Below are 18764 nucleotides of genomic sequence, written 5' to 3'. Positions count from 1 at the left end.
GCTCGTTCGCGACCGTGGTGTGCTCTCCGCAACACAGCCATGGCGGCTGTACCGAAACAGCTTCCCCAACAGGTGTGATCGCGCACCCATGCGCGGCGAATGAACAGTGCGGACTTAAGATCCCGCCTCACCACACCTAGGGGGACCAGCGATGACCTACGACCCGTACAACCCGAAGCAGGACCCGTACGGCCAGCAGCCCGGCCAGCCCTACAGCCAGCAACCCGGCCCGTACGGCGCGCAGCCGATGTACGGCTACGGCTACCCGCCGCCCGTGCCGAAGCCGCAGACGAACGCGATCCTCGCGCTCGTGCTGTCCTGCGTGGGCATCGCGACCTGCGGCGTGACGTCCATCATCGGCGTCATCTTCGGCCACATCGCGATGGGGCGGATCAAGCGGGGCGAGGAGGACGGCCGCGGCCTGGCGCTCGCGGGCCTCATCGTCGGGTACCTGGTCATCGCCGGTTACCTGCTGTACTTCGCGATCGTCATCATCGCGATCATCGCGGCGGCCAAGCAGGGCAGCACGTACTAGCGGTGAGCTCAGCCCGCGAGGGCGATCTCCAGCGCACCACCGCAGTGGCGGCACACGTCGGCGAACACGTGGACGTCGGCATCGCATCCCGGGCAGCTGCGGAAGCTGCGCTCGAGCAGGTCGTCCTCGCGGCGCTTGAAGAGCCGCAGGCGCCTGCCCGCCTTGCCGTTACTCGAACGTGACATGCCCAGAGCATGCACCCGCACCGGGGCGAGATCGCAAACCCCGGTCACGGATTGTGCGTCACCTCACCCGTTTTGAACGCAACCCGTGACGGTCGGCCACGTCCAGTGACATCAGGGGTGAAATGGCGCACAACCCGTGACGGAACTCAGTCCTCCGGGGGCGTCCACACGTTCGCACGCGACATGCCCGCGGCGCGTCCCTTGCCGGAGATCACGAGCGCCATCTTCCGCGACGCCTCGTCGATCATCTCGTCGCCGAGCATCACGGCGCCGCGCTTCCCGCCCGCCTCGGACGTGTAGTACTCGTAGGCGTCGAGGATGTTCTCGGCGTGGTCGTAGTCGTCCTGCTTGGGGCTGAAGACCTCGTTGGCCGCCTCGATCTGGCCGGGGTGCAGCACCCACTTGCCGTCGAAGCCCAGTGCCGCGGACCGGCCGGCGACGCGCTTGTAGCCCTCGACGTCGCGGATCTGCAGGTACGGGCCGTCGATGGCCTGCTTGTCGTGGGCGCGCGCGGCCATCAGGATCCGCATCAGGATGTAGTGGTAGGCGTCGCCCACGTCGTAGCCGGGCGGCTGCTCGCCGACGACCAGCGACTTCATGTTGATCGACGCCATGAAGTCCGCGGGGCCGAAGATGATCGTCTCGACGCGCGGGGACGCGGTGGCGATCGCGTTGACGTTGTTGAGGCCCAGGGCGTTCTCGATCTGCGCCTCGATGCCGATCTTGCCGACCTCGTGGCCCATGGTCTTCTCGATCTGGGTGAGCAGGAGGTCGAGTGCCACGACCTGCTCCGGCGTCTGGACCTTCGGCAGCATGATGCAGTCGAGGTTCGCGCCCGCGCCCTCGACGACCTCGGTGACGTCGCGGTAGGTCCACTCCGTCGTCCAGTCGTTGACGCGCACGACGCGGGCCTTGCCGTCCCAGCCGCCCTCGTTGAGGGACGCGACGATGGTCTTGCGGGCGTCCGGCTTGGCCAGGGGCGCGCAGGCGTCCTCCAGGTCCAGGAACACCTGGTCCGCCGGCAGCGTGCGGGCCTTGTCGATCATCTTCTGGCTCGAGCCGGGGACCGCCAGACACGAGCGACGGGGACGCTGCTGGTCGACCACTGGAGTACCTCCTCGTACCGGCCGGTAACTATGTGGGCCACAGTGGCACGCATCGCTGCGGGGCGCATGTCCGCTGAGTCCCGTCTCACAGCCCCTGGCAGTCTGAACCGGTGGAGATCACGCGCATCCTCGACGCGGCGCTGCGGAAAGCGGCCGCCGTGTGGATCACCTCACCCGGCCGCGAACCGAAGCTGGTGCACGCCCACTGGCGCGACGACGCGTTGTGGGTGATCACCGGCGGCACGGAACAGCAGGTGCCCGGACTGGCCGACGGCGCCGAGGTCACCGTCACCGTCCGCTCCCCCAGCACGCACTCGCACCTCGTCGACGCGCAGGCCACGGCCCGGCTCGTGGAACCGGACGACGAGACGGCCCAGGCGCTGAAGACCGCGCGGCTCAACACGAAACCCGAGTGGGACGCGGTGTACCGGCTGGAGTTCGGCGCGTGATCACCGTGCCGGAGGGCTTCGGGCTCGAGCTCGGCGAGGGCGCGCCGGAGTGGGTCGCGAAGCTGCCTTCACTGGCCACGAAGGCGTGCGCGCGCTGGCGGCTCACCCCGGACGGCGCGCTGATGAACGGGTTCTGCGCCGTCGTGCTCCCGGTGCGCCGGCCGGACGGGCACCCGGCCGTGCTGAAGCTGACGTGGGTCGACCGCGAGACCGAGCACGAGCCGATCGCGTTGCGGCTCTACGACGGCAACGGCGCGGTTCGCTTGCTCGGCCACGACGCGGAGCTGGGCGCGTTGCTGCTGGAACGCCTCGACCAGCACTCGCTCGACGACGAACCGATCGACCTCGCCGTCGGCGTGATCGGTGATCTGCTGCGCCGCCACCGGCACCTCGAAGCGCCTGCGAACTTCCGCCGGTTCACGGACACGCTGAAGGAGCACCCGGCCGTTCCCCGCAGGCTGCTCGACGCGGCCAGGGAGGCGGGCACCCGGCCGATGGGCACGACGCTCGTCAACGAGGACCTGCACTACCGGAACGTGCTGCGCGGCGACCGGGAACCGTGGCTCATGATCGACCCGAAGCCGCTGTCCGGTGACCCCGAGTACTGCATGATCCCGTTGCTGTGGAACAGGTTCGGCGAGCTGGACGGGCGCAGGGGGCTGACCGGCCGGTTCCTCGCGCTGTGCGACGCGGGCGAGCTGGACGTGGCGAAGGCCCGCGACTGGACGTTGCAGCGCGCGGTGGCGAACTGGATCTGGTGCCTGGAGGAGGACCTGCCGGACCAAGCGGCCATCTGCGCCGAGATCGCCGAGTGGGCGGTCAGGTCCTGATCTAGGCTCGCTGTCGTGGTGGCTGTGAACAGGGTCTACATCGCGCAGTTGGCCGGACTCCCCGTCTTCGGCCCCGATGGCGAACCCATCGGCAAGGCCAGGGACGTCGTGATCAGCCTCCGCATCGACCGGCAGCCACCGCGGGTGCTCGGCATGGTCGTCGAGCTCGCCACCCGCCGGCGGATCTTCGTGCCGATGCTGCGGGTCACCACGGTCGAGCCGAACGCGGTGACGCTCGCGACCGGGTCGGTGAACCTGCGGCCGTTCCACCAGCGGGTCAACGAGGTCCTGGTGATCGGCGAGGTGCTGGACGCCACGGTGGAGCTGGAGGACGGTTCGTCCGCGACCGTCACCGACGCCGCGATGGAGCTGACCCGCACCCGTGACTGGCGGATGGTCAAGGTCGCGGTCCGCCGGCGCTCCGGACGCCTCGGCCGGCGCGGACCGGTGCAGGTGTGGCGGTGGGAGGACGTCAGCGGTCTGAGCGTGAACCAGCTCGCCGGCCAGCCGCAGGGTGCGCAGCAGCTCGTCGCGGTGTTCGAGGGCATGCGCGCGGCCGACGTGGCCCACGCCCTCCACGAGCTGCCGCCCAAGCGCCGCCACGAGGTCGCGGACGCCCTCGACGACGAACGGCTCGCGGACGTCATCGAGGAACTGTCCGAAGAGGACCAGAAGGACGTCCTGTCGCACCTGGACGAGGAACGCGCCGCGGACGTCCTGGAGGCGATGAACCCGGACGACGCGGCCGACCTGCTCGCCGAGCTGTCCGAGGTGACGAAGGACCGGCTGCTCGACCTCATGGAACCCGAGGAGTCCGAACCGGTCCGCCGCCTGCTGGAGTACTCGTTCGACACCGCGGGCGGTCTGATGACGCCGGAACCGATCATCCTGACGCCGGACGCGACGATCGCGGAGGCGCTGGCACGGGTGCGCAACCCCGACCTCACGCCGGCGCTGGCGTCGATGGTCTTCGTCTGCCGCTCCCCCTCCGCGACGCCGACGGGCCGCTACCTCGGCTGCGTGCACATCCAGCGGCTGCTGCGCGAACCACCGTTCGACCTCGTCGCCGGCGTGCTCGACACCGACCTGGCCCGGTTGTCGCCGAACGCCTCGCTGAGCGACGTGACCCGTTACTTCGCCACCTACAACCTGGTGTGCGCACCGGTGATCGACGACACCGAGCACCTGCTCGGCGCGGTCACCGTCGATGACGTGCTGGACCACCTGCTGCCGGACAACTGGCGCGAGACGGGACTGAGCCATGCCTGAAGTACTGCCCCGCCGCAGGCTCGACCAGCCGCGCGAACCGAGGGGTTTCCGGTTCTCGATCGACCCCGACACGTTCGGACAGCTCTCCGAGCGGCTCGCGCGCTTCCTCGGCACCGGCAAGTTCCTGTTCTGGCAGACGCTGATCGTCGTCGTCTGGATCACGGTGAACCTCGTCGCGGTGTCGTTGCGGTGGGACCCGTACCCGTTCATCCTGCTGAACCTGGCGTTCTCGACCCAGGCCGCCTACGCCGCACCGCTGATCCTGCTCGCGCAGAACCGGCAGGACGACCGGGACCGGGTGTCGCTGGAGGAGGACCGCAAGCGGGCGGCGCAGACGAAGGCGGACACCGAGTACCTGGCGCGCGAACTGGCCGCGGTGCGACTGGCCCTCGGCGAGGTGGCGACGCGCGACTTCATCCGCGGTGAGCTGGAGAAGCTGGTGAAGGAGCAGGACAACCGCAAGAAGGTCAGGCCGTGACGGCCGACCGGGACCAGCCGCTGCTCACGGCCTGACGTGCCCGGCCTCGACCAGGTCGGCCAGCACGTCGTGGATCGCGGGTGCCGTCTCGGCGTGCGCGCGGTACTCGTCGCGGGTGACGTAGGTGAGCTCGGCGATCTCGCTCGTCGGCTGCGGTGTGCCGAGCAGCTCCGCCGTGAAGCAGGTCATGTCGACGATCGCGCCCTCTCCCTCGCCGTACGCGGGGGCGACGTAGCGCTGAAGGACCTCGGGGCGGTCGAGGTCGGTGCCGAGCTCCTCGCGGACCTCCCTGCGCAGCGCCTCGGCCGGGGTCTCGCCGGGTTCGATCTTGCCGCCGGGGAGGTAGAAGGCCTTCTTGTTGCGTGAGCGCACAACGAGGAGGCGGCCAGCCTCGACGTGCACGAGTCCCACGACGGTGATCACGGGAAGACGTCGTCCGCGGCCAGCCGGTCGCAGGTGCGTCCGAAGGCCTCCAGCTCACCGGGTCCGAAGCTCTCGCCGAAGTGCTCGGCGACGCCCGCCAGGTGGGTGGTGGAGGCGCTGCGGAGGCGTTCGGCACCGAGCGGTGTGAGCACGGCCACGATGCCGCGTCCGTCACCGTCGGCGCGTTCCCGCCCGACGAGCCCCGCGCGTTCCAGCCGGTCCACGAGCCGGGTCACGCCGGAGCGGGACAGCAGGACGGCGTCGGCGAGCTCGGTCATGCGCATGCGCGTGGAGGGCGACTCGGCCAGTTGAACCAGCACGTCGTACGCCGCGAGAGAAAGGCGCTGCTCAGCAATCAGTTCGGTCTCGAGGACCCGCGTGATCCGTGCATGCGCGCGGAGGAACGATCGCCACACCCCGAGCTCGACGCGGGTGGGCAATCGGGAACTACCCGATTCCGGCACGGACGTCGATGTTACGGACAGCGCTCCTCCCGCTACGACCTGGGCCTGCGCTGGAAAGTGACCGGCCGGTAGGACGGGCGTGAACCGGACGTAGCATGGATCGGTGACCACCACGCAGCCCCTCCCCACCGCGGAGGACGTCCGCAAGGCGCTCTCCGGTGTGCAGGACCCCGAAATCCGCCGTCCGATCACCGAGATCGGCATGGTCAAGGACGTCGAGGTGGCCGCGGACGGCTCGGTCGTGGTCGGGGTCTACCTGACGGTCGCCGGCTGCCCGATGCGCGACAAGATCACCGCCGACGTCACCGCGGCCGTGTCCGCGCTGGAAGGCGTCTCGTCGGTGCGCGTCGACCTCGACGTGATGAGCGACGCCCAGCGCACCGAGCTGCGCAAGACCCTGCGCGGCGGCACCGAGGAACCGGTCATCCCGTTCGCCCAGCCCGGCTCGCTGACCCGCGTCTACTGCGTCGCGTCCGGCAAGGGCGGTGTCGGCAAGTCCTCGGTCACCGTGAACCTGGCCGTCGCCATGGCCGCGCGCGGCCTGTCCGTCGGCATCGTCGACGCCGACATCTACGGCCACTCGATCCCCCGCATGCTCGGCGCGGACGGCCGTCCCACCCAGGTCGAGAAGATGATCATGCCGCCGCAGGCGCACGGCGTGAAGGTCATCTCGATCGGCATGTTCACCCCCGGCAACACCCCGGTGGTGTGGCGCGGCCCGATGCTGCACCGCGCGCTGCAGCAGTTCCTGGCCGACGTGTTCTGGGGCGACCTCGACGTCCTGCTCCTCGACCTCCCGCCGGGCACCGGTGACGTGGCCATCTCCGTGGCCCAGCTCGTGCCGAACGCCGAGATCCTGGTCGTCACGACCCCGCAGACCGCCGCCGCCGAGGTGGCCGAACGCGCCGGTTCCATCGCGTTGCAGACCCGGCAGCGGGTCGCGGGCGTGATCGAGAACATGTCGTGGCTGGAGATGCCCGACGGCTCCCGCATGGAGGTCTTCGGCGCGGGCGGCGGTGCGGCCGTCGCCGAGTCGCTGACCCGTGCGGTGGGCTCCGACGTGCCGTTGCTCGGCCAGATCCCGTTGGACCCGCGGCTGCGGGAGAACGGTGACGCGGGCACCCCGATCGTGCAGGCCGTGCCGGACTCGGCGGCCGCGCAGGTCCTCACCGAGGTGGCGACGAAGCTCTCGGTCCGCTCCCGCGGCCTGGCCGGCCGCCTGCTGAACGTCTCACCCGCCGGGCGGTAGCAGAACGAGGACGAGGGGCCCCGCGTCACCGGACCGGTGACGCGGGGCCCCTCGTTCGTTCTCGGGTCAGGTGGCGTCCGGGTCGAACGGCGGGCGTTCGCCAGGGGCCAGAGGGCGCTGCTCAGGGGTGGGAGGAGTGGGCGGCGTCGGGTAGCCGTTCGCCTTCGTCGTCGGCTCCGGGTCGTCGAAGAGGTGCTTCGTCACCGCGCGCTTCGGGTCGAAGTTGCGCAGCTCCCGCAGGTCCTCCAGGGGTTTGCGGAGCTGTTCGAACTCCGGGCCCATCTCCTGCTTGAGCTGCTCGCGTGCGCCGGTCGCGTACTCACGGACCTGGCGGACCGTCTTGCCCAGCCAGGCCGCCGCGGACGGCAGGCGTTCGGGGCCCAGGATGAAGAGACCCGCGACGACGATGATGAGGATCTCGACCCATCCGATGCTGTCGAACACGGGTCCCAGCCTACTTGTCAGTCGGACTTGAGCGTGACGTCGATTTTCAGCTCACGGCCCTGCCGCGCCAGCACGACCTGCACGGTTTCGCCGATTTCGTGTTCCCTGACCGCTACGACCAGTTCGGCGGCGTTGCGGACCATCCGGTCGCCGACCTTCGTGATGACGTCGCCCTCCTGGATGCCGGCGGTGGCCGCGGCCCCACCGGCGGGGACGTTCTGCACCTGGGCGCCCTCGGAGGTCTCGGCGGAGACCGACTTGACGTTGACGTTCATGTCGGCGTGCTTGACCGAGCCGCTGCGGATGAGCTCCTGGCCGATCTTGCGGGCCTGGTTGCCGGAGATGGCGAAGCCGAGGCCGACCGAACCGCCGGTCTCGGTGCGGATCGACGAGTTGATGCCGACCAGGGCACCGCGCGAGTCGACCAGTGCGCCACCGGAGTTGCCGGGGTTGATGGCCGCGTCGGTCTGGATGGCGTCGTAGGTGACCTGGGGGCCGCCGTTCTCGCCCGCGGCGGTCACGGGGCGGTGCAGCGCGGAGACGATGCCCTCGGTGACGGTGTTCGACAACTGCAGCGGCGAACCGACGGCGATCACGGAGTCACCGACCTGGAGCTCGTCGGAGTTGCCGAACTGCAGCACCGTCGGGTTCGTCACCTCGACCTTGATGACGGCGAGGTCGGTCTTCGGGTCGCGGCCCACGACGCGGGCCGCGGCGCGGGTGCCGTCGGTGAACACGGCGCTCAGCTTCGCCGAGGAGTCCGCGGCGGCGGGGGCGACGACGTGGTCGTTGGTGAGGATGTAGCCGCCGCTCTCGATGACGACGCCGGAACCGACGCCCGCGACGTTCGCACCCTTGAACTCGATGGAGACGACGCTCGGGGTCACGCGCTTGGCGATGTCGGACACCGAGCCGGCCGGGCGTTCCTTGCCCTCCGAGACCTCGGCCAGGGTGACCGTCGAGTCGGTCAGCGGGTTGCCGGCGCGCCCGATCAGCCAGCCGACGAGGCCGCCGACGGAACCGACCAACAGGGCGGCGACCATCAGCAGGGCGAGGGCGGTGGGCTTCACGCGGCGGCCGAACAGCAGCTCGGGGACGCTCAGCTGGGGACCGGGCTCCTGGGCCTTCTCCGGCTCTCCCGGCGGGTCCTCGCCCACGGCGGGCGGGCCGATGACGGCACCGGCGGCGGGGTCGCGCCACGGGTCGGCGGCGGGCTTGCCGTCCCAGAAGACCGGGTCGACGTCGGGGTCGGGCGTGCTGTGCGGCTGGTGGCCGGGCGGGCGCTGCAACAGCTCACCGGAGCCCTGGCGGCCGAACGCGGTGGCCAGCGACTCGGGTGGCGGTGGCGCGGACTGCACCTGGGGAACCTGCACGGTGCGCGCGGCGAACGCGCCGTCGACACCGGCGGGGCGGCCGAAGGCGGTGGCGTGGGTGGGGTCGACCGGCGGCTGCACGAGCGGTCGCGGGCGCAGCCTGCGGTGTGCTCCGTCGTCCACTCCGGACACAGGTGTGGGCGTCTGGCCGTTGGGCGACTGCTGGCTCATCTCTCCCCGAGTTTTCCGCTAGGAGTGCTGAACCACAGCCTGCCTGACGAGCGGTGAAATAGCTGTCAGCGGGTGCCGACGAGCGCGCCGGTCAGGTCCTGGTGGATCAAGGGCGCCGGCTGCGCGGGCAGCTTCGGCTCGCCGTCCGGGGTGGCGAACGCGAGCGCGCCGAGCAGCATGCCGCTCACGACGACGCCCGCTCCCTGGCGGGCCCTGCGGCCGGTGAACCAGCCCTGGCTGCCCAGCGGCTTGGACGACCCCAGCACGGGACCGGAGCCGAACGCGGGCTTGTCGGTGCGCTGAACGGCGACGAACTGGCCGTCCTCGGTGATCGCGAGCCCGTCCGGTGCGGACGGCAGCTCGACCTCCTGCGGGATGGCGCCGAGCCGGTCGAGCAGCGAGGCCGACGCCGTGGGCGCCGACGCGGTGCGCACGGCTGCGCGCGCCTGCTGCTGCGTGTAGGTCTCGAACGCGCAGAAGCCGCAGCGCTGGATGTGCGCAGAGGCTCGCTCGTGTGCGACCGAGGACAGCTCTCCGTCCACGAACGCGACCACGGCATCCGGCAACAGGTGCTGCTCAGGCAGGCTCCAACCACGGAGGTCGGTCATGCAGAGTCCTCCAGCAACGATTCCCGACGACGGCGTTCCAAAGCGACCTTCAGGGCCTGGCGGCCCCGGTGGATCCTGCTCCTCACGGTACCCATCTTCACCCCGAGAGTGGCGCCGATCTCCTCGTAGGAGAGTCCTTCCACGTCACAGAGCACGACGGCGGCCCTGAACTCCGGGGGGAGCTCGTCGAGCGCGGCCTGCAGGTCCGGGTCGAGGTGGTTCTCGTCGTAGATCTCCTCGGGGGACAGGTCGTCACCCTCGAGGCGGTCGTTGTCCTCGGGCAGCGCCTCCATGCGCACGCGGCTGCGCCGGCGTGCCATGTCCAGGAAGAGGTTGGTGGTGATGCGGTGCAGCCACCCCTCGAAGGTGCCCGGCTTGTACGACGCCAGGGAGCGGAAGACGCGGATGAACGTCTCCTGCGTGAGGTCCTCGGCGTCGTGCTGGTTGCCGGTCAGGCGGTACGCGAGCCGGTAGACCCTGTCCGCGTGCTCGCGGACAATGCTGTCCCACGAGGGCGGCGTCCAGTCGGCCGTCTCGATGGGCGCGACGGCCTCCGGCGAACTCGACTGCGTGCGCATCAGGTGTTTCGGCACCTCCATGTGGGCCGCCCGGCGACCCTTGTGCGGCTCAACGGACGGCGGGTCCGGCTTGTTCCCGACCAGAGCCTGGCTTCTTGCCCCTGTACCTTCTCCCGCGCGGTTTAAACGATCGTGAGAGCTGGCTGAGAGCACCCTGAGAATCTCGGTTCGGGCGGCGTTCACCCGTTTTGGGCACAAGTGGCACTAGCCTTCGTCCTTGTGACACCGGAATCGGCCCTGCGGGAGTACGTCGAGCAGTACCTCCCCGAGGACGACGTGCACCTCGCCGCGCGCGCACGCGGTGAGGAGCTGGGCTGCGTGCCCATCGGCGCGGGTGGCGGAGCCGCTCTCAGGTTCCTCGCGGCCGCCCTGCAGGCGAAGGCCGTCGTCGAGATCGGCACCGGCGCCGGCACCAGCGGCCTCTACCTGCTGTCGGGGATGCCGAGGTCCGGCGTGCTGACGTCCATCGACGTCGCCCCCGAACACCAGCGCGCCGCCCGCGAGGCGTACGCCGCCGCCGGCATCTCACCGTCGCGGACCCGCCTGATCATGGGCAAGGCCCTGGAGGTCCTCCCCCGCCTCACCGACGCGGCCTACGACCTCGTCTTCGTCGACGCCTACAAGCCCGAGTACCCGCAGTACCTCGAACACGGGGTGCGGATGCTGCGGCCCGGCGGCGTCATCGCGTTCGACAACGTCCTCTGGCACGGCAAGGTCGTCGACCCGAAGGTCAAGGACGAGTCGACCCTGGCCATGCGCGAGATCGCGCGCTCGTGCCGGGAGGACCCGCGCCTCGTTCCAGTCATCCTGCCGCTGGGCGACGGCCTCCTGGTCGCCGCCCGCCGCCCCTAGGACGGTCACGCGGGGCCCCCACGTGCCCTCCAGGGGAACGCGGGACTCCCGCGTGCCTTCTGGAGGGGAACGCGGGGCCCTTTCGTGCGCTCCTGTCGCACGCGGGGACCTTTCGTGCGATCCGCGCGTGCGCGGGTTATCGGCGCATGCAAGGGGTGTGTAAGAGAAGAGGGGTGTGGGCTAGTAGGCGCGGACGCCCTTGCCTAGGACTGTGACGCCGCCTGCTGAGACGGTGTAGCGCTCGCGGTCCATCGGGGCGTCCACGCCGATCAGCGCGCCGTCGGGCACCACGACGTTCTTGTCCAGGATCGCCCGCCGGACCACCGCGCCCTTGCCGATCCGCACGCCCGGCAGCAGCACCGAGCCCTGCACGACCGAGCCGACCTCGACCACCACGTCCGACGAGATCACCGAGCCGTGGATCTTGCCGGAGATGATCGCGCCGGGGCCGACCATCGAGTCCTCAGCGGACCCTCCCGCGATGAACTTGGCCGGCGGCAGCGGCGGCGTCGCCGTGCGGATGGGCCACAGCTGGTTGTAGAGGTTGAAGATCGGGTGGACGGAGACCAGGTCCATGTGGGCGTCGTAGTAGGCGTCGATCGTTCCCACGTCGCGCCAGTAGCCGCGGTCGCGGTCCGTTGCGCCGGGCACCTCGTTGTCCTGGAAGTCGTAGACGTGCGCTTTGCCGCGGTCGACGAGCATCGGGATGATGTCGCCGCCCATGTCGTGGTCGGAGTCCGGGTTCAACGCGTCCCCGCGCAGCGCGTCGAGCAGCGCCTCGGTCGTGAAGACGTAGTTGCCCATCGACGCGAACGTCACGTCCGGGTCGTCCGGCACGTGCGGCGGCTCCGACGGCTTCTCCAGGAAGCGGGTGATCTTGCCGGAGGCGTCGGAGTCGATGCAGCCGAACGCCTTGGCCTCGGTCCGCGGCACGCGGATGCCGGCGACGGTCACCGCGGCACCCGACTCGACGTGCTGCGAGATCATCTGGCCGGGGTCCATCCGGTACACGTGGTCCGCGCCGAAGATCACGACGTGGTCCGGCTTCTCGTCGTGGACGAGGTTCAGCGACTGGAAGATCGCGTCGGCCGAGCCGGTGTACCAGCGCGGGCCCAGGCGTTGCTGGGCCGGGACCGGCGTCACGTACTGACCGAGCACATTGGACAGGCGCCACGTCGTCGAGATGTGGCGGTCCAGTGAGTGCGATTTGTACTGCGTCAGCACGCAGAGCTTCGCGAGCCCGGCGTTGACCAGGTTCGACAGCACGAAGTCGACCAGCCGGTAGTTGCCCCCGAAGGGCACGGCCGGTTTCGCGCGGTCTGCCGTCAGTGGCCACAGGCGCTTGCCTTCACCACCGGCAAGCACAATTCCGAGGACGTGCGGCTGCCCCTTCACAACACGTGACCCTATCCGGGCGATCGTCCGCGAACCAGACGCAAAGCAGTTCGTCCCACCGTGTCGCGCTGTGATCTACGGTGGGTGCGTGCGAGTTGCGCTCATGACGCGGGAGTACCCGCCGGAGGTCTACGGCGGCGCTGGTGTGCACGTGGGATTCCTCGTGCCGCACCTCAGAGAGCTGGTCGATGTCGACGTGCATTGTTTCGGGGCGCCCAGGGGAGACGCCACGGCGCACAACCCTCCCCATTCTTTGGAGCACGCAAACGCGGCGTTGACCACACTTGCCGTCGACCTCGAAATGGCGGCGGCGGTGTCCACGGCGAACCTCGTGCACTCGCACACCTGGTACGCCAACATGGGCGGCCACCTCGCGAAGCTGCTGCACGGGGTGCCGCACGTGGTGACCGCGCATTCGCTGGAGCCGCGCCGGCCGTGGAAGGCCGAACAGCTCGGCGGCGGGTACCGGATCTCGTCATGGGCGGAACGCACCGCCTACGAGCACGCCGACGCGGTCATCGCGGTGAGCGAGGGCATGCGCGCGGACGTCCTGGACGCCTACCCGGCGCTGGACCCCGCGAAGGTCCACGTCGTCCGCAACGGGATCGACTCCGTCGCCTACCACCCGGTCGCCGAGACGGACGCCCTGACGTCCCGTGGGATCGATCCCACGAAGCCGATCGTCGCTTTCGTGGGGAGGATCACCCGGCAGAAGGGCGTCGGGCACCTCGTCGCCGCTGCGCACCAGATCTCGCCGGAGGCGCAGATCGTGCTGTGCGCGGGCGCGCCGGACACCCCGGAGATCGCCGAGGAGACCCGGCTCGCGGTGAGCGAGCTCGCGGCGGCGCGCGAGGGCGTGTTCTGGATCCAGAAGATGCTGCAGCCCGCGGAGGTCCGGCAGATCCTCAGCCACGCGACGGTGTTCGTGTGCCCGTCGGTCTACGAGCCGCTCGGCATCGTGAACCTGGAGGCGATGGCGTGCGGCACGGCGGTCGTGGCCTCCGACGTCGGCGGCATCCCCGAGGTCGTCGCGGACGGTGAGACCGGGCTCCTGGTTCACTACGACGAGCACGACCCGTCGACCTATCGATTGCAGTTGAGTGAGGCGATCAACTCACTCATCGCCGACCCGGAGCGGGCCAAGAGGTTCGGCGCGGCCGGTCGCAAGCGGGCTGAGCAGGAATTCTCCTGGGCCGCGATGGCGGAGCAGACGGTCGAGGTCTACCGCAGTGTGATTTGAGCCACACACGTCCGGGGCAACCCTGAAGTGTGAACGCCGCCTTTAACCAGTAGTGACTTTTGGTTCCAACTGGTGAGGGGCGCGAGGACTGTGCGTTGTGCGGTGCTGGGTCTGGCGGTCGTCCTGGCGGCGGCCGGATGTGCGTCAGCACCGAAGGCGGCCCCGCCCGCTCCCACGCTCACGGTCGACGGCAAGAAGCTCGCCGGCGCCTCCGACCTGCAGTCGGAGGCCGAGGCGCAGATCTCGTTCACGCTGGAGTACGGCTACGTGGCACGGGCGGGTGCCGCGGCGGTCAGCTGCTGGTTCGCCAAGACCGGCGTCGACTCCGAGGTGGACCGGCGGCTGTGGTGCGGCCCGGTGCAGGTGCCCGGCACCGGCGCCTCGACCGACTGGGTGCCCGTGCCGCTCAAGGAGGTCGGCAAGACCGACGACGAGGTCCGCTTCGAGGTCCAGTCGCCGCAGGTGCCCGAGAGCGGCAACCGCAGTTCCCCGGTGGGCACGCTGATCCGCACCGACGGCAAGCAGTTCGACCCGGCCAAGCAGCAGGACCTGACCGCGGGCAGGGACTTCCTCGCCGTGCTGCCCGACGACGGCAAGCGGTCGAACTCCGACCTCGGGCTCGGCAACGTCGACGTGCGGGTGCGCGACGACCTGCTCTCCACGGCCGTGACCGGCTGGGCGAACCCGGACCTGTGGCACACCTCCGACGGCACCGTGCGCGCAGAGCCGGGTTCCCGGCTGCGCGTGCTGCGGATGAAGGTCGAGAAGCTCAACGAGACCGACAGCGGCTACCTGCGCACCAACTGGCAGGGCTTCGCCCCGCAGCCCTCCGAGCTCGCGCTGGAGCTGCCGGGCAAGCGCCAGGTGCTGCCGCAGGACCGCCTGCCGGCCAACGGCTCGGTGTTCGTCGTCTACACCGTGCCCGACCCGCAGGCCGGCACCGAGACGCTCGCGCTGGGCACGCTCGGCGCCAAGTCGCTGGAGCAGCGGGTCGAGGTCCCGTCCGGCAAGCGCGCCGAGAACCCGCCCGCCGTGCTGCTGCGCGCGGCCGGTCCGGCGCAGTTCGCCGAGCAGACGCAGAAGTTCCGGCTCGGCGGCAACGCCATGGGCATGAAGGTCACCGGCGTCAAGCTCGGCCGGCAGCGCCCGGTGAAGCTCGGTCCGAGCCAGTACGACGTCGCCACGGCCTCCGCACCCGACAAGGCGCTGCTGGAGGTCCGGCTGGAGGCCACCGGTGACGTGCCGGACACCGCGGGCGGCCTGCTGACGAAGGACCTGGTCACGGTGACCCTGCCGGACGGTTCGGCGGCACCGCAGGTCGGTGCCCGCTACGACGGCGGCCCGCTGCCGTTCGCGGTCGTGGTGGAGATCCCGGCGGACACCCGCTCGGTCACGGTGGGGCTGGTCGACGGCAACCCCGACCTGCCCCGGCTCGGCAAGGTCGCGCTGATGCCGGTCGACGCGCGCCTCACGCTCGCGCTGGAGTTCTGAGCGAGCATCGCGGCGAGCGCCAGCCAGCCCACGACCACGGCGACCAGCCCGCCCCAGCCCCACTCGCCGAACGCCGTGCTGCCCGCCGTTCCGCCGACGCTGCTGCCCACGTAGAAGCCGAGCAGGTACAGCCCGGACGCCTGGCCGCGGGCGTGTTCCGGAGCGCGCGCACCGACCCAGGCGCTGGCCGTGGCGTGCGCGGCGAAGAACCCGCCGGTGACGACCGCCAGCCCGAGCGGCACCCACACCAGGCTCGCGAGCGCGCCCAGCGCGAGGACCCCGATGCACGCGAGCAGCACCCGGCCGCGGCCGAACCGGTCGGAGAACCGGCCCGCGAACGCCGACGCCACGCTGCCGACGCCGTAGAAGAGGAAGACCAGCGACTCGAGCCACGTCGGCCCGCCGAGCTGGAAGCCGACGACGTTGTAGAACGAGATGAACGACCCGACCAGCAGCACCGACACCGCGTAGAGCGACAGCAGCACCGGGTCCCGCAGCGCCGCCTTGAGCGCCCGCGGCGCCCGCTTCGGCCGGGTGCGCGCCGGCGGCAGGAAGAACACCACCACGGCCGCCGCCACCAGCCCGAACACCCCCGCCGCCAGCAGCGAGCCGCGCCACCCCAGCCAGTCCGCGGTCAGTCCGGACGCGAGCCGGCCGAGCATGCCGCCCGCGCTGTTGCCCGCGATCATCGCGCCCATCGCCGCGCCGAGCCCGCCGCCGTCGAGCTCGTCGGCCAGGTACGCCATGGCCGCGGCGGGCACCCCGGCGACCGCCGCGCCCTGCAGCACGCGCAGCACCAGGAACACGTCGTAGTTCGGCGCGAACGGCAGCGCGAGCCCGACCAGCCCGGCCAGCAGCACGCTCGCGACGATCACCGGCCGTCGCCCGATCCGTTCGGACAGCGCCGCGACCGGCACGACGACCAGCGCGAGCGCCAGCGTGGACGCCGAGATCGCCAGCGACGCACCGCCCGGCCCGAGGCCGTACTCGTCCGCGATCAGCGGCAGCAGCGGCTGCGGCGCGTACAGCAGCGCGAAGCTCGCGAGTCCGGACGCGGCGATGGACGCGGTCAGCCTGGTCATGCTTCCGACGCTAAAGCATCCGTCCAATACGGAAATGCGTCAGAATTGATCCGTGGACGAATTGGAGCTGGCTCCGAAGCTGGCTGTGCTGAAAGCGCTTGCCGCTGACGAGCACGTGACCCGTGCCGCGGAGCGCCTCGGCCTGCCGCAGCCCACGGTCAGCCGCTGGCTCGCCGAGCTGAGCGACGCACTGGGCGCTCCGGTGGTGGTCAGGTCCGGCCGCCGCGTCCGCCTGACCCGCGCGGGCCGCCTGCTCGCCGACGCCGCCACCCGGTCGCTGGCCGCGCTGGAGACGGGCCTGCGCGAGGTCGAGGAGGAACTCGACCCGGAGAAGGGCCGCGTGGTGCTCGGGTTCCTGCACATGCTCGGCCGCTCGGTGGTGCCGGAGCTGGTCCGCGGCTTCCGCGCCGAGCACCCGCACGTGCGGTTCGGCCTGGTCCAGGACGCGCGCCAGGGCGTGGTGGACAAGCTCGTCTCCGGCGAGATCGATCTCGCGCTGGTCGCCCCGCCGCCGTCCGGCCCCGAGTTCTCCTCGGTGGTGCTGTTCGAGCAGGAACTGATCGTCGTCGTGCCCGCCGCGCACCGGCTGGCCGCGCGCGGGGCGGTGCGGCTGACGGACCTGCGGGACGAGGACTTCATCGTCCTGGAGCACGGCTACGGGCTGCGGCAGATCACCGACGACCTGTGCGCGGCGGCCGGGTTCACGCCGCGCATCGCCTTCGAGGGGCAGGAGACCGAGACCGTGCGCGGGCTGGTGGCGGCGGGACTCGGGGTGGCGTTGCTGCCCCACCCCGAGTTCACGCCACCGGCAGGCGTGCGGGAGCTGCCGCTGACGCCGCGGTCGAGCCGGGTGTTCGGGTTGTCGTGGCTGACGGACCAGCCGCTGCCACCGGCGGTCAGGGCGTTCCGCGAGCACGCCCTGCGCACTCACGAGGTCCAGCGCTGAGTCCCCGACCACGTGCGCAGGTACGACTCCGCCCCGCCCAGCAGGTCCGCCACGACCTGGTCGCCGCCGAGCTGCCGCACCTGCTCGACCCAGTCCGGCAGCAGCCCGATGTGCGCGCCGCCGTCGGTGTTGACGTCCCACACGCGTTCGCCGGTCCTCTGCCGGTCCACCAGCGGGCCGTCCGGGTAGCTGCGGAACGGGTAGGTCACGCCGGTGCGCGGGGCCGGGTGGGAGCCGACGCCGTTGAAGTCGGAGCCGAAGCCGAGGCCGACGTCGTACCTGCGGCGCAGGGCTTCGGTGGCGGCGGCCTGGGCGACGTAGCTGTCGGGGTCGTTCTCGTAGCCGGCGATGAACCCGCCGAGCCGGTAGACCTGTTCGGTCCACTGCGCGTCCATCCAGCCGTGGCTGGACAGGACACCGGGGTAGCGCGCGGCGGCGGCCAGCTCCAGCGTGCGGCCGGCGGCCTTCACGCTCATGTGGTCGACCTCGATCATCATGTGCCTGCGCATCATGCCCTGCACCGCGTACTCGCCCAGCGCGGTCAGGCCGCGCACGTTGCAGCGTTGGGCCGGGTCGTACGCCGGGGCGACGACGGTGGCGGGGATCAGGGCGTTCGGGCCGGCGAAGCCGATGGGGTTGTCCTGCTGCGGGCCCCTGCACCGCTCGGTCTGCCACCACGTGCCGGTGCGCAGGAACTGGCCGGCGTTGAGCACGCCGCCCTGCACGCCGGAGTCGAAGCGGACGCCGCACAGGGCGTTGTCGAACTTGTGGCACAGGAACGCGCTGCGCACGCCGAGCGCGTAGACCTCGTCGAGACCGCGGTCGATGTCACCCCGGCCGCACAGCGGGAGGTCCAGGAGCTGGCGGCAGCCGAACAGCTCCGAGGTCTCGATGCCGAGGACGACGGCGAGCTTGCCCTGCTCCACGACCGACCGCGCCTGCTCGGACGTCGTCACGATCCGGAACCAGCCCTTGCCGGGGCCGCCGAACATCCGGTCGACGTGGTCCTGCAGCTCGTACGTGCGCTTGGCCTGCAGCCGCACCGACGTCATCTCGTCGCACGGCCGGTCCTTGAACGGGTAGATCACGCACAGCTCGGCGTTGCTGGTCAGGTCCGTCACCAGGATTCGCTGGCCGCCGCGCCACGCCCGCTCCAGCCAGGCGTAGTAGTTCTGCTGGTGCGAGACGGTCGTGTACGACGGCCAGTCGCGGAACGTCGGCCAGCCCACCGGGTCGTGGCCGTCGAGGTCCGAGGTCACCACGGCCTCGAAGATCGCGCCGAGCCCGGCGGGGTGGTGCTCGGGGCAGTCCCGCAACGCCTCCGGCGCGCCACCCTCGGCGAACGGCGCGCCGCAGATCAGCCGGCCGCCGAACGCCTCGCTGGTCATCAGGTGGTTGTGCGCGTCGACGAGGCCGCGCACCCGGCCCTGGCCGTCGGTCCCGCGGAACGGCTCGCCGGTCACCCCGATCTGCGAGTCCTGCGCGGGCCGGGCCACCGGCTCCCACCACGGCGTGCTCGCCACGGCGGGGGTCAGCGCGGTCAGGAGCAACGAGACGGCGAGTGCCAGGCGGAGTAACACGAGCGCTCCTCTACGG

20 protein-coding genes are annotated in these 18764 nt (G+C 70.9%); 9 read left to right on the top strand and 11 right to left on the bottom strand.

Annotation, left to right across the window (positions count from 1 at the left end; all coding sequences use genetic code 11):
* The first annotated feature begins 151 nt into the window (after window positions 1–151).
* Entirely contained in the window at window positions 152–535 is a 384-nt protein-coding gene (locus AB0A63_RS07055) for a DUF4190 domain-containing protein (RefSeq protein ID WP_360386244.1), read from the top strand.
* Between the two features lie 8 nt (window positions 536–543).
* On the opposite strand, the gene AB0A63_RS07050 is transcribed toward AB0A63_RS07055, so the two are convergent.
* Together AB0A63_RS07050 and AB0A63_RS07045 are read right to left on the bottom strand one after the other, a co-directional pair.
* Window positions 544–720 carry a hypothetical protein gene (locus AB0A63_RS07050; protein WP_360386241.1) on the bottom strand — a complete coding sequence of 59 codons (177 nt, stop codon included), beginning with the start codon at window positions 718–720 and terminating at the stop codon, window positions 544–546.
* A gap of 146 nt (window positions 721–866) precedes the next feature.
* A complete protein-coding gene (locus tag AB0A63_RS07045; protein ID WP_360386239.1) occupies window positions 867–1826 on the bottom strand; it encodes a CoA ester lyase in 960 nt (319 codons plus the stop codon).
* A gap of 110 nt (window positions 1827–1936) precedes the next feature.
* On the opposite strand from AB0A63_RS07045, the gene AB0A63_RS07040 reads away from it, so the two are divergent.
* The 4 genes from AB0A63_RS07040 to AB0A63_RS07025 are packed head-to-tail and all read left to right on the top strand — an operon-like array spanning window position 1937 to window position 4852.
* Window positions 1937–2275, top strand: a complete 339-nt coding sequence (locus AB0A63_RS07040) for a hypothetical protein (RefSeq protein ID WP_360386237.1) — start codon at window positions 1937–1939, stop codon at window positions 2273–2275.
* Window positions 2272–3105, top strand: coding sequence for an aminoglycoside phosphotransferase family protein (locus AB0A63_RS07035; RefSeq protein ID WP_360386234.1), 834 nt, complete (start codon window positions 2272–2274; stop codon window positions 3103–3105). The genes AB0A63_RS07040 and AB0A63_RS07035 overlap by 4 nt, the downstream gene beginning before the upstream one ends.
* Window positions 3106–3120: 15 nt before the next feature.
* The gene (locus AB0A63_RS07030; RefSeq protein ID WP_360386232.1) at window positions 3121–4374 is read left to right on the top strand and encodes a CBS domain-containing protein; all 1254 of its coding nucleotides are present in this window, start codon (window positions 3121–3123) and stop codon (window positions 4372–4374) included.
* Window positions 4367–4852, top strand: a complete 486-nt coding sequence (locus AB0A63_RS07025; protein ID WP_360386229.1) for a DUF1003 domain-containing protein — start codon at window positions 4367–4369, stop codon at window positions 4850–4852. Before AB0A63_RS07030 ends, AB0A63_RS07025 begins: the two co-directional genes overlap by 8 nt.
* Window positions 4853–4876: 24 nt before the next feature.
* Here AB0A63_RS07025 and AB0A63_RS07020 read toward each other — a convergent pair whose 3' ends face one another.
* Together AB0A63_RS07020 and AB0A63_RS07015 are read right to left on the bottom strand one after the other, a co-directional pair.
* Complete coding sequence (locus tag AB0A63_RS07020; RefSeq protein WP_360386226.1) at window positions 4877–5275, bottom strand: NUDIX domain-containing protein; 399 nt, start codon at window positions 5273–5275, stop codon at window positions 4877–4879.
* Complete coding sequence (locus AB0A63_RS07015) at window positions 5272–5739, bottom strand: MarR family transcriptional regulator (RefSeq protein WP_360386224.1); 468 nt, start codon at window positions 5737–5739, stop codon at window positions 5272–5274. The genes AB0A63_RS07020 and AB0A63_RS07015 overlap by 4 nt, the downstream gene beginning before the upstream one ends.
* Window positions 5740–5842: 103 nt before the next feature.
* Here AB0A63_RS07015 and AB0A63_RS07010 point away from each other — a divergent pair, with 103 nt between their 5' ends.
* Window positions 5843–6988, top strand: a complete 1146-nt coding sequence (locus AB0A63_RS07010; protein WP_360386221.1) for a P-loop NTPase — start codon at window positions 5843–5845, stop codon at window positions 6986–6988.
* Between the two features lie 66 nt (window positions 6989–7054).
* Here AB0A63_RS07010 and tatB read toward each other — a convergent pair whose 3' ends face one another.
* From tatB to sigE, 4 genes are all read right to left on the bottom strand, one after another.
* The gene (gene tatB / locus AB0A63_RS07005) at window positions 7055–7432 is read right to left on the bottom strand and encodes a Sec-independent protein translocase protein TatB (RefSeq protein WP_360386219.1); all 378 of its coding nucleotides are present in this window, start codon (window positions 7430–7432) and stop codon (window positions 7055–7057) included.
* Between the two features lie 17 nt (window positions 7433–7449).
* Complete coding sequence (locus AB0A63_RS07000; RefSeq protein ID WP_360386217.1) at window positions 7450–8976, bottom strand: trypsin-like peptidase domain-containing protein; 1527 nt, start codon at window positions 8974–8976, stop codon at window positions 7450–7452.
* A gap of 65 nt (window positions 8977–9041) precedes the next feature.
* On the bottom strand, window positions 9042–9584 hold the full coding sequence (locus AB0A63_RS06995) for a zf-HC2 domain-containing protein (protein WP_360386214.1): 543 nt from the start codon (window positions 9582–9584) through the stop codon (window positions 9042–9044).
* Entirely contained in the window at window positions 9581–10183 is a 603-nt protein-coding gene (gene sigE, locus AB0A63_RS06990) for an RNA polymerase sigma factor SigE (RefSeq protein WP_045312713.1), read from the bottom strand. Before sigE ends, AB0A63_RS06995 begins: the two co-directional genes overlap by 4 nt.
* Window positions 10184–10381: 198 nt before the next feature.
* Between sigE and AB0A63_RS06985 the strand changes: the two genes are divergently transcribed.
* Window positions 10382–11014 carry an O-methyltransferase gene (locus tag AB0A63_RS06985; protein ID WP_360386211.1) on the top strand — a complete coding sequence of 211 codons (633 nt, stop codon included), beginning with the start codon at window positions 10382–10384 and terminating at the stop codon, window positions 11012–11014.
* A 180-nt stretch (window positions 11015–11194) separates the two neighbouring features.
* On the opposite strand, the gene glgC is transcribed toward AB0A63_RS06985, so the two are convergent.
* Window positions 11195–12409 (bottom strand): glucose-1-phosphate adenylyltransferase, encoded by a 1215-nt coding sequence (glgC, locus tag AB0A63_RS06980; protein WP_360386208.1) that lies wholly within the window; start codon window positions 12407–12409, stop codon window positions 11195–11197.
* An 88-nt stretch (window positions 12410–12497) separates the two neighbouring features.
* Between glgC and glgA the strand changes: the two genes are divergently transcribed.
* Window positions 12498–13649 (top strand): glycogen synthase, encoded by a 1152-nt coding sequence (glgA, locus tag AB0A63_RS06975; RefSeq protein WP_360386206.1) that lies wholly within the window; start codon window positions 12498–12500, stop codon window positions 13647–13649.
* Window positions 13650–14977: 1328 nt separating this feature from the next.
* Here glgA and AB0A63_RS06970 read toward each other — a convergent pair.
* Window positions 14978–16222: an MFS transporter gene (locus AB0A63_RS06970; protein WP_360386204.1), complete on the bottom strand. Its 1245-nt coding sequence runs from the start codon at window positions 16220–16222 to the stop codon at window positions 14978–14980.
* 52 nt (window positions 16223–16274) lie between these two features.
* Here AB0A63_RS06970 and AB0A63_RS06965 point away from each other — a divergent pair, with 52 nt between their 5' ends.
* Window positions 16275–17168 carry a LysR family transcriptional regulator gene (locus AB0A63_RS06965; protein WP_360386201.1) on the top strand — a complete coding sequence of 298 codons (894 nt, stop codon included), beginning with the start codon at window positions 16275–16277 and terminating at the stop codon, window positions 17166–17168.
* Here AB0A63_RS06965 and AB0A63_RS06960 read toward each other — a convergent pair.
* Window positions 17150–18748, bottom strand: a complete 1599-nt coding sequence (locus AB0A63_RS06960) for a hypothetical protein (RefSeq protein WP_360386199.1) — start codon at window positions 18746–18748, stop codon at window positions 17150–17152. The two genes, AB0A63_RS06965 and AB0A63_RS06960, sit on opposite strands and share 19 nt — an antisense overlap.
* Between the last annotated feature and the right edge of the window lie 16 nt (window positions 18749–18764).

The sequence above is a fragment of the Lentzea sp. NPDC042327 genome (genome assembly GCF_040647275.1).
Taxonomy (GTDB): domain Bacteria; phylum Actinomycetota; class Actinomycetes; order Mycobacteriales; family Pseudonocardiaceae; genus Lentzea.
Note: the sequence above shows the minus strand (reverse complement) of the source record. Positions and strands in the feature narration are given on the sequence as shown.

Bases quoted from the DNA above. Each gene is read 5' to 3' on its own strand.
- AB0A63_RS06970 (WP_360386204.1), bottom strand. From the start codon at position 16,222: ATGACCAGGCTGACCGCGTCCATCGCCGCGTCCGGACTCGCGAGCTTC.
- sigE (WP_045312713.1), bottom strand. From the start codon at position 10,183: ATGGAGGTGCCGAAACACCTGATGCGCACGCAGTCGAGTTCGCCGGAG.
- AB0A63_RS06995 (WP_360386214.1), bottom strand. From the start codon at position 9,584: ATGACCGACCTCCGTGGTTGGAGCCTGCCTGAGCAGCACCTGTTGCCG.
- AB0A63_RS07050 (WP_360386241.1), bottom strand. From the start codon at position 720: ATGTCACGTTCGAGTAACGGCAAGGCGGGCAGGCGCCTGCGGCTCTTC.
- AB0A63_RS07025 (WP_360386229.1), top strand. From the start codon at position 4,367: ATGCCTGAAGTACTGCCCCGCCGCAGGCTCGACCAGCCGCGCGAACCG.
- AB0A63_RS07055 (WP_360386244.1), top strand. From the start codon at position 152: ATGACCTACGACCCGTACAACCCGAAGCAGGACCCGTACGGCCAGCAG.
- AB0A63_RS07000 (WP_360386217.1), bottom strand. From the start codon at position 8,976: ATGAGCCAGCAGTCGCCCAACGGCCAGACGCCCACACCTGTGTCCGGA.